Origin of the sequence: Enterococcus rotai (assembly GCF_001465345.1) — a bacterium.
Taxonomy (GTDB): domain Bacteria; phylum Bacillota; class Bacilli; order Lactobacillales; family Enterococcaceae; genus Enterococcus_L; species Enterococcus_L rotai.
In genome coordinates this window covers 2,033,085-2,046,538 of record NZ_CP013655.1, presented here as the reverse complement: position 1 = coordinate 2,046,538, position 13,454 = coordinate 2,033,085, and the positions used below count along the sequence as shown (strand labels likewise).

At 33.0% G+C, this 13,454-nt stretch carries 9 protein-coding genes; all 9 read right to left on the bottom strand.

Going from position 1 to position 13,454, the window contains the following annotated elements:
- Positions 1–22: 22 nt before the first annotated feature.
- The 9 genes from ATZ35_RS09475 to ATZ35_RS09435 all read right to left on the bottom strand — a co-directional run bounded on the left by ATZ35_RS09475 (position 23) and on the right by ATZ35_RS09435 (position 13,426).
- Entirely contained in the window at positions 23–2,422 is a 2,400-nt protein-coding gene (locus ATZ35_RS09475; RefSeq protein WP_208927023.1) for a DUF5776 domain-containing protein, read from the bottom strand.
- Between the two features lie 17 nt (positions 2,423–2,439).
- A complete protein-coding gene (locus tag ATZ35_RS09470; RefSeq protein ID WP_208927022.1) occupies positions 2,440–3,504 on the bottom strand; it encodes an EpsG family protein in 1,065 nt (354 codons plus the stop codon).
- A 13-nt stretch (positions 3,505–3,517) separates the two neighbouring features.
- A complete protein-coding gene (locus ATZ35_RS09465; protein WP_208927021.1) occupies positions 3,518–4,432 on the bottom strand; it encodes a hypothetical protein in 915 nt (304 codons plus the stop codon).
- Positions 4,433–4,485: 53 nt separating this feature from the next.
- Positions 4,486–5,310, bottom strand: coding sequence for a glycosyltransferase (locus tag ATZ35_RS09460; protein ID WP_208927020.1), 825 nt, complete (start codon positions 5,308–5,310; stop codon positions 4,486–4,488).
- Positions 5,311–5,331: 21 nt separating this feature from the next.
- On the bottom strand, positions 5,332–6,456 hold the full coding sequence (locus tag ATZ35_RS09455; protein WP_208927019.1) for a glycosyltransferase family 1 protein: 1,125 nt from the start codon (positions 6,454–6,456) through the stop codon (positions 5,332–5,334).
- A gap of 90 nt (positions 6,457–6,546) precedes the next feature.
- A complete protein-coding gene (locus ATZ35_RS09450) occupies positions 6,547–7,941 on the bottom strand; it encodes a sugar transferase (protein ID WP_208927018.1) in 1,395 nt (464 codons plus the stop codon).
- A 114-nt stretch (positions 7,942–8,055) separates the two neighbouring features.
- Complete coding sequence (locus tag ATZ35_RS09445; RefSeq protein WP_208927017.1) at positions 8,056–9,252, bottom strand: EpaQ family protein; 1,197 nt, start codon at positions 9,250–9,252, stop codon at positions 8,056–8,058.
- 30 nt (positions 9,253–9,282) lie between these two features.
- Positions 9,283–11,247, bottom strand: coding sequence for a DUF7657 domain-containing protein (locus ATZ35_RS09440; RefSeq protein ID WP_208927016.1), 1,965 nt, complete (start codon positions 11,245–11,247; stop codon positions 9,283–9,285).
- A gap of 34 nt (positions 11,248–11,281) precedes the next feature.
- Complete coding sequence (locus ATZ35_RS09435; RefSeq protein ID WP_208927015.1) at positions 11,282–13,426, bottom strand: glycosyltransferase family 2 protein; 2,145 nt, start codon at positions 13,424–13,426, stop codon at positions 11,282–11,284.
- Between the last annotated feature and the right edge of the window lie 28 nt (positions 13,427–13,454).

Genomic DNA, 13,454 nt, shown 5'->3' with positions numbered 1-13,454 from the left:
GATTTTTTGATGGTTCAATTATTTATTTTATTTCTTCTACATATGTTTTATTTGCTGAAACATATCCCTTATCTGTTACCAGTCTTGGATAGCCAGTTGCACTATAGGCGATTCCTTTAACTGTGAAGGTCGTTCCTTTAGTAATTTGTTGTACTTGTGTCTCAACTGCAAAGTTGTCTTTATTATTATAATGCCAGATATTAGCTTTAGCTCTTACTTTTCCTGGCTTAGTAATGTAGCTATCGATATTACCAATTGCTGGAGTAACGTAAGCTTTATTAGCAGAAACATACCCTTTATTTGTAACTAATCTTGGATAGCCTGTTGCACTATAAACGATAGCTTTCACATCTAGTAATGTGTCTTTAGCTAATTTCTCAGCCTGTGTTTTACTTGAAAACTCATCTTTGCTATTGTAGTACCAAATACTTTCCTTAGTAACAACCTTCATCGGCTCAGTAATATAGCTGTTTAAATTACTGATTGCCTCTGAAAGATACCCTTTATTTGCGGAAACATATCCTTTGTCTGTTACTAATCTTGGGTAGCCTGTTGCACTATATACAATATCCTTGACTTCAATCATTGTCTCTTTTGGCAAAGGCTCAGCTTGTGTTTCAACTGAAAAAAGATCCTTATCATTGTAATACCAAATGTTTTGAGACGTCAAAAATTTTCCTGTCTTCAAATAATAATCAGCATGGTTATTAACGATTGGTGTTACAAATCCTTTATTTGCGGAAACATACCCTTTGTCTGTCACTAATCTTGGATAACCACTTGCACTATAGGCAATATCTTTTACCGTTAAAACAGTATTTTTCGCTATTTGCTCTACTTGTGACTGTTGGGTAAAACTATCTTTATTGTTATAATGCCAAGTACTTGTTGTTGTTGCAACTTTTCCTGTGGTCATCAGATAATCAGAATAGTTTGCTACAAGTTGATTGACATAAGCTTTGTTAGCAGAGACATAGCCTTTATCTGTAACTAACCTTGGGTAACCTGTTTTACTGAAAACAATCCCTATAACATCAAAAACAGTATTTTTAGTAATTTGACCTGCTTGTGTCTGTTGCGTAAAGTTATCTTTATCATTGTAATACCAGATATTTCCTAATGCTACGACTTTCCCTAAGTCAGTAATATAACTGGATAAATTGCTAATAGTTGGTGAAGTGTACATTTTATTTGCGGAAACATAGCCTTTGTCTGTGACAAGTCTAGGATAACCGCTGTTGCTATACTCGATTGAGTTTATATTTAAAATTGTATCTTTAGGCAATTTTTCTGCTTGAGTTGCCACAGAAAATTCATTAATATCATTATAATACCAAAGATTATCAGTTGTATACACTTGTAGCGGTGCAGATGTATGATAATTAGCTAAGTTAATACCATTATCTCCTGTCGCTTGTAAGAATAAATTATTATAAGATACATTTATGTCAAACCTTCCAGGAACTCCAGGAAATGTCAGCTCAGAACTCCATTGCCAAGCAGCATTTCCGGTATGTAATAGATTTGTTGCTAAAGGGTTATAGGGGTAGCTTGCAACCCAACTGTTTCCAGATCCCAATTTATCTTCATCCAGTATTTTACGGTTAAACCAATCAAACATTGAATAGTGTGCTACGCGAGAATAACCTAAGTTATTTAGTTTCTTTTGAAATGCAAGAGAATTTTCAGTGACATTCCCAGCTGTCATTTCCGTCTGTTCAGCATCATTTATTAGCAATGTATTTTTAGGTAGTCCTAGCTCATTTGCCTTTTGGGCAAAATATATCGCCTCTTGCTCAGCTCCTGCTTTTGTTGTAAACCAACTATAATGATAGACAGAGACAATCAATCCCGCACGTTGTGCATTTTCAATTTGTCCTTTTGCCAAAGGATTCAAGTATGTTGTATACTCTGTTAATTTTACAACAACACCTTTAACGCCATATTTTTTCATTTCGTTAAAATTATCCACGGAAAGTGCTCCATTATGAGACGAAATATCCACAAAATCTTTAGCAGGGCGATTATTTTCAGTTGCTGATATTAGTGAACGTGTTTCACCAGCAGCGCGTGCTGTAATAGCTAAATCAGATCGATCATTCGGGTTAAATAAGTACTCCCCTTCTTCTTGTTTCGATGCGTTCCCTAGTTCTTTATTATTTTCTTCTGTAATTTTATTTTCTGGTACTTCCATAATAGTCTCTGAAGTAGAGTTATTCGTCTCAGACTCAGAAGTCGTCTGAGCGGATTGTTCAGCATGACTAGATGAACTAGTCTCACTTATTCTGTTATCGCCAGTATTTTCAGTCTCTTCTGCAAACACTCGTTGATTTTCAGTCATAAATCCAACATTTGCTAATAGTGCAAGTGAAAATAAGACAATGCCGCTTTTTAAATACTTGCCATTTGTTTTTTTAATCATAATTGCTTCCTTTCTTTTTATGAAACAGAGAACACCGTTTGATACGGAATAAAATCTTGATACGTATTTGACAAAATAAATATTAAGTAAAAAACAACTGCACAAAATATATAGTAACAAACTAAATTAAGATATTGATTTTTGAATACATATCGAAACAATTGAGGGACTAACAAAATTTCAGCTGTTGCAAAAATCGTACCGATTCTTCCACCCACAGTTGCTAAGGGACCGAAAATAATCAAAAATAATGTAGATAAAAAATACAAACTTAATAATATGTTTAAACTCTCATTGTACTCTTTATTTTTCCCTTTAATAAAGAGTATTGAGGCAATCGTAATTCCCATCTGCATGATGAATATCGGATTAAATATCCACTTTCCAGTGATATACTTACCTGCAAAATACCCCGCATACCTTGAAGGAATCGCCCATAAAAATAGATCTGGGAAAAAGAACAACACACCTATCAAAGCTGAAATCATTGTCAAAATAAACACTTTTTGCAATGTTAGTTTTTTTATGATCCATACAAAAAAGTAAGCTGGTATAATAAACAAAGCAACAATATGGAAACAGGCTCCCAGAAGTGAAAATAGAACTACTTTGGGAAGATTTTTTTCTTTAATCGCCGGTAAACAATAAAGAAAAACAATTGCGACTAGTGATGCTCTTATTTGGCCCATGTCCCTAACAAAATAGAAACGAGAGACATAATACACGATAATCATTGTTGGATAACTCACATTTTTGTAAACAAACCAACCTAATAACGCTAAGGTCACAACTGAATAGATTAAAATAAAAGCCGAAAAATCCATTCCAAACATTTTTACAATATAATTAGTCAATAAGTAACCAGGTTCAGCATCAATCCCACCTGATATGATATCCCCAAAACTCTTAACTCTTTCAAAAAATGCTTTATATGATAAGTAATCATAGCCAGTCTCATATCTTAAACCCGCAAATAAAATGATTTCTATCATTGCAATAATGAAAAAAACTCTCTTCTTACTAAAAAACTCGAGGAGTGAAAGGACAATCAGGCTGACAAATAATAATATATAAGGTATCATTTCTTCACTCCATTTAGATATAAATACAGTTTACTTTATCAGAATAATTTTTTGCTAATTCTTTTTGATAACCAAACCATATTTTTTCAGTTGAATTTTTCTCACAAATAATGATGACTAATTCAGGTACAAATGTTAATGTTTCAATTTTATCTAAGCTATCAGTTACATATACTGAATCATTTAACTTACCAGCATCTAAATATGTTTGGTCTTTCATTACAACAATCTTATTCACTGGTGGATTATTAATCAGATTCGTCAATTTCGTTTGAATTTCTTCATTCGATTCTTTTCTAAGAATCGTTACATCAATAATTTCATCACTGTCTTTTAGTGTAAACTTTTGAGAAATCTTTTTGTTTCTTTTTTCAGAGACACTTGCAAGAATTGTCCCGAACACAAAGGTAAAAATTACTAATAGCAAGCCATAAAGAATAATTTTCTTCTTACTAATTCCTTCAAAAACTTTTTCTTTACTCATTTCAACCTTTTCTGATAGTACATATGCTCTTTTATCAATAAAAAATCGTGAACTTGCCTCTTCAAGGAATGTGTAGAATGACTCTGCAATTGCTTTATTCGGGGTTTCAACAACCATTTTCCCGTTATTATCGGTATACGTAACAGTGACTGCCTCAATAACATCTTCTGGACTAGATTCACTATGTGATTTTACATACTCGCTTGCAAAAATTTCTTTAATCATTTCATTTTTCGAGAAAATGTAGCCATCCTTATTCTCTAAGATAAATGAAAAAGTATAATTTTTATCCTGATTTAGGCTTTTTTCATTCTGACTAGAACGCATCCCATAGTAAAATAATCCAAAAATCAATATTAAACTAAGAATAAATCCAAATATATACTTTTTCCAGTTTCTTTTAAAAAAATCAAGGCCTTCCATTACAAATAAGTTGTCTTCCATTTTTTTCTCCTTCTACACAAATAATCTCTATGATTCTATTTTCTTCTAACCAATCAATTACGCAATTTTTTCTCATAAAATTTTCCACGCAACTTATTAGGCAATAAACTAACACATACGTGAACCGTGGAAACAAACAAATAATCTTTAAAACTGCCTAACCCTTCTTGGTAAATTTTTTTTCGTGCCTTTAGTCCTGGCACCAAGTAACTCAATCCACCTCTCCGAGCATACATTTCTAGCCCAGTTCTAGCATAGACTAAATCTTTTTGGATATTTTTAGCAGTATAGCCATTTTTTAATAGACGCACCCATAAATAATAATCTTCAAACCCCTTCAAAGGCAGATAATTACCTACATTCATCACAAATTCTTTTCTAAACATAACGGTCATATGATTAAATGGATTTCTTTTTTTAGAAAACTCTCGGATTGCTTCGTTTGTTGCAGGCATTTTTTTATACCCCAAAACATTATCAATTGTATCATAAAATTCAGTGATGTTAGACCCTATAATCGCTAATGAAGGATCTTGCTTCATTTCTTCATATTGCACTTCTAGGCGATTTGATACCATTATATCATCACAATCCATCCGTGCAATTAGATTATTGCGGCAGGCCTTTACACCTAAAGCTAAAGCTTTGCCTAAACCAACATTTTTTTCCAAAGGAAGTAAGGTCAATTGTTTACCAACTTTGGCTTTTATTTCAGAAATCATTATATTCAGCTCGTCTGTTAATGGCCCATCTTCTACTAATAATATTTCTTCTGGTTGCACTGTCTGTTTAAAAATACTCGCCATTGCTTCTTTAAAATATTGGGGGCTTTCATTCTTATAAATGGACATAAGAACACTAATTTTTTCGTTTTTCACGTTATCATCTCACCACGTTCATTATTTTGTTATGCAATATAAATTATTTAAACTCTTGCTTGCTATATTAATATCGTAGCCATTTTTTGAAAAATCTTCAGATATATCTCGATTAGCAATTTTAGTTGCTAAGATAGCCTCCGCCCATTTTTCGGGGTCATCGATTGGCAGAAACTGGCAATTCTCTGTTATTGCCAACTCTCTTGTTACCTGGTCAGATATGATAAGTGGTAACCCTGCTGCTTGTGCTTCAACGCCAACGACAGGAAGTCCTTCGAATAGTGAAGGTAAGACAAAAATATCCATTGCTTGGTAAATCCGATTAGAGTCTTGTCTGACACCCAAAAATTTGATATTATTTTCTAAATGTAGCTGAGTCACTTTGCTTTGAATTTTTGCTTGAAGTTCCCCTTGACCAACTAAGACTAGCACAGCATCTGGATTTTTTTTATGGAGTGTAGCAAAAATATCAATGAGAAAATCATGATTTTTTTGTTCCCTAAAAGCACCTACATGACCAATCACTAATTGATCTTCAGCAAGTCCCAATTCTTTTCTAACCTCAGTTCGAATCTGAGCATCAAACTTGTATTGTTCGATCTCCACTCCATTGGGAATAATTATTATTTGATCTGCCAATTCTTCTCCAAATAGCCATGTACCGGCTTTTTTTGAACATGCTAAATAGTCAGTTGCTAATCTTACTATTTTTCTTTTATTCCATTGATGCATTGCTTTTCTCAATAAACCATTAGGTGTATTGGCATTATGTGAATGAACAAATATTTTTTTTACGCCCATTTTTTTTGCGATTGTCACAGGCAATATATTAGCCGCTGAAAGCATATTCACATGAACGATATCGTATTGCTCATCTGACAAAATAGTTTTAACTTCCGAAATAAATTTTTGCGGATTTTTTTTCACTTCCGTCACATGATATACTTTGGCACCTTTTGCTTCAACTTCTTTTTCAAAATACATTGTTGGATACATTGTTACAAAATCGACTTGTATTTTTGAAAGATCTAAGTGATTATAATAATTAAACATATATGTTTCAACGCCACCCAAGAGGTTACTCATTCCAAAAATCAAAACTCGTACTTTGTTTTTTTTTTCTGAATTATTATGTACTATACTCATTTTTTTCCTCCACTTAACTTAGAAATATGGATAGATTCAAAAAAACAAATCTATCCATACATTATAATTTATTATGCTCCGCGTCCCAAGTTAATTCCAAACCTTTATGTCATTTTTAGAAAATAGATTTTTCTCAATTTCTCTTTGTTCTTCCTCATCAACACCCTTTGAAGAAATCTTATCAAAAAGAATCTTAATTGTTTGTAGTAATATCTTCATGTCTAATAACACCGAATAGTTTTTAATATAAAGCAAATCAAAGTTCAACTTACTATTATAGTCAGACGCATATTTCCCATAAACTTGTGCATAGCCAGTAATACCCGCTCGCACATTATGTCTTAAGTAATAGTGTTTATTTTCCATATTAAACTGATCTACAAAAAAGGGGCGTTCTGGGCGAGGCCCTACGATGGACATGTCGCCTTTCAACACATTGAATAATTGAGGAAGCTCATCGATTCTGAGTGCTCTTAAATATTTGCCTACGGTAGTAACCCGGCTATCATTGCTGGAAGATAGAACTGGACCTGTCTTAGCTTCTGCTGTCGCAGACATGGTCCTAAATTTTAAAATAGAAAATTCTTTTTGCCCTAAAGTAATTCTTGTTTGCTTATAAATTACAGGACCTGCAGAAGTTAATTTTACAACAATTGCTGTAATTAAAATAATCGGTGATGTTACTACTAATAAGAGTAACGCTACCACAATATCAAATAGGCGTTTTATAAAATCATACTCTGGTTTAATTTTAAAATCAGAAATTTCAATAATACTTTCATCTTCAAAATTCATCATATTGGGCTTTAACATAACAAGATTTTCAAAGCTTGTGTTTAAAAATAGTTTCTTTTCCTGCCCAATAACTAGTTCATAGATATCCAGCTTCTCTTTTTCATCAATCTGGCTTGCAATATATACAATATCAACCTTGTCTAAGATTTGTTTTAAATTTTCAAAATAATTAGCTTGAATAACATCAACGACTTTATGCTTTTTATTTTTATGAGTTAAAAAATTAGCAGTTGCAGAAATTGTACTCTTAGCTGTACCAATAATTACTACCCGTTTTTCTTCACTGATACGTAAATAGACATAATAGATAAACATTCTATATAAACTTAATAAAATCATTCCAACTATAAACGAATAGATCAATACTGATCGTGGAAATGTAAACCAACGACCTACAAATCCGACAATCATGATAGATAAGATTGTAAGAACCTGCCCAATCACTGTTACAAATATAATGTCATTCACCGTTCGATTATAAAACACATACGTTCCTAATAATAAGTTTAGAAACACAAAAATAATTGTGATATACACAACAGAACGTTCATATGATACGAAATTATATTGTGGAATATCAATTCCAAATTTTATCCAAAATCCTGCAAAAATGGAAAAATGAAATACTAAAATATCAAAAATAATAATTATTATTCTCTTTGCATTGTTCCATTCATTCTTAGTTACCATTACGTTATTCCTTTCTCATTTAAAACTACTGAGATTTCTATTCATAAATGTTACATCCCTAATAATATCATATCTCTTAAAAAAAAACACCTTAACCATAATCTGGTACAGCTATTATGACGAAAGCTTGCTTCTCTTACTTCTGTTCTGAATTTCTTGTCCGCGTTTTAATGGTGGCTTACTTTTTTGAATCAATAGCCCTAGAAAACTAAAAGCTAATGGGATCCAATGGTACGATATTAGAATATCCTCCATTGTTGACAGAACAAAAACACAGAACAAGGCTATCGCCAGACTAACTTGGGTTTTTGAATAGTTACCATTTTTTCTTATAGAATAGAACTGACCAAAAATAAAAAAGGAAAATAGCGTATAGCCCAATACCCCTAGATTATTTAAGATACTTAAATAGCTATTATGCATGCCTAAGTTTTTCCAGTGAAATACATATGGTTTCATTCCGATTAAAACATTCTGCTTATTTACAAACCAAAGTTCAAAAAATTCTTTCCATATGTTTTCTCTACCAGAAAAAAATTTAATTGTTGATACATTAGCACAGTAGTAAAAAATAAAAGGAAACACGACTAATACCAACAGAAATAGACTCAACCAAAACCAATTATTTTTAATGAATCGTTTTGGAAACAAATTATCTATCACGATAAATAGTAACAACACCGCAAAGGCTGTCTTTGCTTGACAGACCCAAATGGCAGCTACACCTGCAACATAAACAGGAATGATCAACCAGTTTATTGCCTTGTTTGAAGCTTGTTTCAAAATAATAGATAGCATCATCACCATGAATAGAACTGAGGCACCAATCGTGTTACTATTGATCCAAATCGAATCGAACTCGTTGCCACGCTGCCAAATGGAATTTGGTGCAACAATTTTAGGAAGTTCTGTAAATATTCTGTATAACGTTACGAAAAAAAATGCACTGATTGTAACGCCTAAAATCCTAAAATCACTTTTGTCAAATGTCGTTTTTCTATAGCATATTATTAGCAATACAATCACTAACATACTGGCATTAATAAAACGATTACTATGACGCATTGAAGAGGTCGCAGTGTAAAAAATAAACAATGCAGCACCAAGACCTCCTAATGCGAAATCGACTTTATCTAGCTTTTTTAAATGTAATAAGAGAATCAGAATCAAAGCGATAAACAACGTATATTCATAGTGTTGATAAAAATTCATCATAGTTTCTGTATTCAGGCCGACTGTCCATAATAGATAAGAACTAGCTATTGTTGCAATTAGTATCACATTACTGACTTTATTAAGCACTTTTTCCATCTTACACCTCCATTCGTGAATTAACGTAGCCTAATAGACCGCTTTATAGATATAAGCACCATCTTTATCCGGCCCATAGAGTTTGTCAAATCTCACTGTATCAGTTTTTAAGTCATCAATTTCTTTATAAGTAACTAAATAATTGATTCCAATTTTCTTAATATCTTCACTATCCAATCGAACAACAAAAGCATCTGGATTTAATAATTCTAATTCTGGCTTATCATCTGTGATTTCTGCATGGATATGTGCATATCTATTATAAATTTTTTCTTGTTTTCTTTCTGGATCTAACACTTTCCACATAGTCAGATCTGGAGTAAATGATACTCCATTGAATGTATGGACACCAAACATTGGTAGGTAACTGTACATCATTCGTTCTCCCACCCATAATTGATCAGGATTTCGTTCATTAATCTCAGTAATTGCCTGTCCTATTTTTTTCTCATAAATTGGTGCAACACCTTTAACAATTGGATTGACTGTTAAACCTGTAAACAATATAATACTTACAAATAAAATTGAAAATAAACCTTTCCACTTGAAAAGTAAGCTTGCCATTACAAGTATACTAATCACTAAAATAGCAACAATTTCCACTTTACTCAAATACAATCGTAAATTTCCTCTATATAAAGCATAAAAATAAATACTGCTATTTAGTGCTATTATTCCAGCAATGGCAAATTTATTCATTCTTTTGTGTTCCCAAATATAAGCGATAAACCAGATGCTTAACAAAACTGCAGTAAAACTAAATGAAAGTAGTGCACGCTCTTCTGGAACATAAGACCAAAGAGTTACTTTAGCAACTGACAACGGAAACTTAACAAGAATCCACAATAATTGAATACAACTATAAGTAAATAATAAGAATCCGTAAAAATTAGCTTTGATTTTTTTATAGAAAAGAACAGGTGCCAGTGGTAATATCACAAAAAAGAACTGATAAAAACTACTTAATTCAGAATTGTTAGAGTAACTAACGTCTGTGAAACTCATTTTCCAGTTTGTTAAAAACAGAAAAATATCTTTTTTATCAAAAGATCCTCCAGTACTGATCCTATTTCCTGGGTAGATCGTATGCATAACAGCATAAATTGAATCCCATGAAAATATAACTGATCCGCCTACTAAAATACCAGTAATCAAAATAGCCAAGCCTATAAATAAACCATCGAATTTATCTAACCTCAGCTTCCCTTTGAATTCTAAAAAGAAACCTAATAAAAACAACAGAATCAAATAACCAAAAGGTACCTGTAATGCAGGATACAAGACTAAAATGAACCCTGAAGCGCAGATAGCAGCTAACAAAGATAAACCTAATCTTTTGGGTTTATTTTCATGGTAATAAAAATAATTATAAATTGCTATTAAAAATCCTAACATAAAGAAAATCAAATCACCGACAGGCGACACAAACCACCATTGTATAGCCGCTGACATTGGTATCCATAAACTCGTTAGCAGTGCAATATACTTATTTCTTCTAGATAAAATCAGACCCATTTCAAAAGAGAATAAGATTAGACCAATTAGTTTGATGCCCCAGTACCATGAAAGTCCATACTCTTTTCCTAATAGTACATAGCCCCAAGTAAATGGTTTAGCTATTGTAGCAAACGCAAATGCTGGAGAATTGTAACCTACCACCATATCTTGTCCATTAAGTGTAATCACTTCATTATGTGCTTTAAAGCCTGTTTGTGTTTGTGATAGGCTATAGGGTGTTTGAACTAACCACTCATCAGAACGAATTTGTCTTGGCGTTCCAACTACCAGACCAGAATCAGCACCTTCTTTATAATCTGAAACATACTGATCCCACAAATTAATAGAACTACCATGAATTTTAAATAGCAACATTAATATAAAAATAATTAACGCTACTATAAACCGTGCCTTAATTAGCCAATCTAGACTTTTCAAAATTCTTTTTTTCATGCTATTTTCTTGACTTTGTATACGACTTTCCATAACGTACTCCATTCAAAACATCACAAAAGACTAGCTAGTTTTTTTGCTAGTCTCTATATGAAAAATTAGGTATTTCTCTCGTCAGATTAGGATTGTAAAACGGATCATCTTCAATTAAAGTAGCCCATTTGTTTTCCATCATCACTTTTTCTTTTTCAAACCGTTTTTTCTTTTTGCCTTTATCATCATATCCTCGTGTTTGAGATTCAAAATGGTAAAGCTCAGCTTCATGAAGCCAGACGTTATCGCGTCCTAACGCTTTGACTTTTAGACAAAGATCGACATCATTAAAGGCCACGGTAAAATCTTCATCAAAACCAGAAACTGCCTCAAAATCTTGTTTTTTCATCAATAGGCATGCAGCTGTCACTGCTAGATAATCAACATTCAAAGCCAATTTACCAAAATAACCTAAGTCACCATGCGGATAACCATAATGCCCATGTCCAGCAATACCGCCTAAGCCTAAAATCACGCCTGCATGTTGGATCGTGTTATTTGGATACAATAATTTTGCTCCCACACAACCAATTCGTTCTTGCTGACCAAATGAAACCATTAATTTTAGCCAATCACCATTGATTACTTCAGTATCATTATTTAAGAACAACAGATATGTTCCATTTGCTTCTTTAGCGGCAATATTATTGATTTTAGAAAAGTTAAATGGAATATCGATCACAACTACTTGAAAACGCTCATTAAGTTGTTGTTTAAATGACTCGTAGAGTTCTTTCATTTTTTCATCTGTACTGCCATTATCAGCAATAATGACTTCATAATTCTTATACGTTGTTTTTTCAATGATCGAAGTCACACAACGTTTAACATCTTTATAGCCATTTTTAGTCGGAATGATAATCGAAACCAATTCTTCTGATTCAATATCGTAATAAACATCATACAAACCATTGGCACGACCATGTGTAGCATGACCTTTGATGCCACGACGAACTAAAGCATCTTGAACGGCTCTTAAACCAGCTTCAAAAGCGTACCCTTTAGACGATTGATCAACTGCAGTCGATGTTGGTAACATACGCCAGTGATATAAAACTTTCGGAATATGTTTGATCCGTTCACTTGTTGTCTTTTCAGTAAAACGAAGAACTAGATCATAATCTTGCGAACCCTCATAGCCTTTTCTAAAACCGCCAATTTCATTAAGAATCGTTGTTCGATAAACACCAAGATGAGAAATATAGTTCGTTCCTAATAGTAAATCTGGCGACCAATCTGGCTTAAAGGCAGGATCCGAACGGTTTCCCTCCATATCGATCTTATCTTCATCACTATAAATCAAATCCAATTCAGCATTTTCGTTCAAAGCCTTGACCACTTCGTAAAATGCAATTCTTGGCAGCTCATCATCATTATCTAGTAACGCTACAAATTCTCCTGTTGCTAACGCTAAGGCAGAGTTTGTTGCTTCGCTGATATGTCCATTAGACGGTCTAAAAACAACCTTGATCCGTTCATCCAATTGACTATACTCAGTCAAAAGTTCTTTTACCTTAGGATCTGTAGAAGCGTCATCAGCCATACATAGTTCCCAGTTTTGATAATCTTGAATCAAAATAGAATCAATACAGCGACGTAGCCATTTTTCCTCAACATTATAAACAGGCATTGCAATCGAAATTTTAGGTTGGTATTGAAATGCATTGATTTCCGCTTTTATTTGCTCAAAATCAAAGTGTTCCGTTCTTTCTAACCAACTTGGATAAGAAGACTGATTTCTGATTTTTTCGATTTTTACACGTTGAATCGTGCTTTTGAGCCCATTTCTTTTTAAGTAGCTGACACCTTTATGTACTTTAATCATCAATCTTGCTAGCTTATCTTCAGTACCAGGAATCAAAGGATGTTTTTTCGCTAAATCGATCCATTCTGATTTACTTGATTGGCCAGACTCTGAAGTAAAAAGCACTTCCAATTTCGTTTTCTTTTGGATTCCTTCTAGCTTTATTTCAAATCCAGCTAACACTGTAGTATCTACCTCATAGATCTGATTAACATCTTCCCTTAAAACTCGTTTGATATCATAAGATGTGACTTGTTCTTGATTGTTGATTGAAATAACTGGTGCGGACTTTGAATTTGTATTCAAAGCCCAGCCAGTTATCGTTAAGTTATTGGATTGTTTCTCCCGATAGATGCTATCAATAATGATTTTTATCTCATCGCTCATGTTTTGCGCTCCTTATATTTAGAGGTCC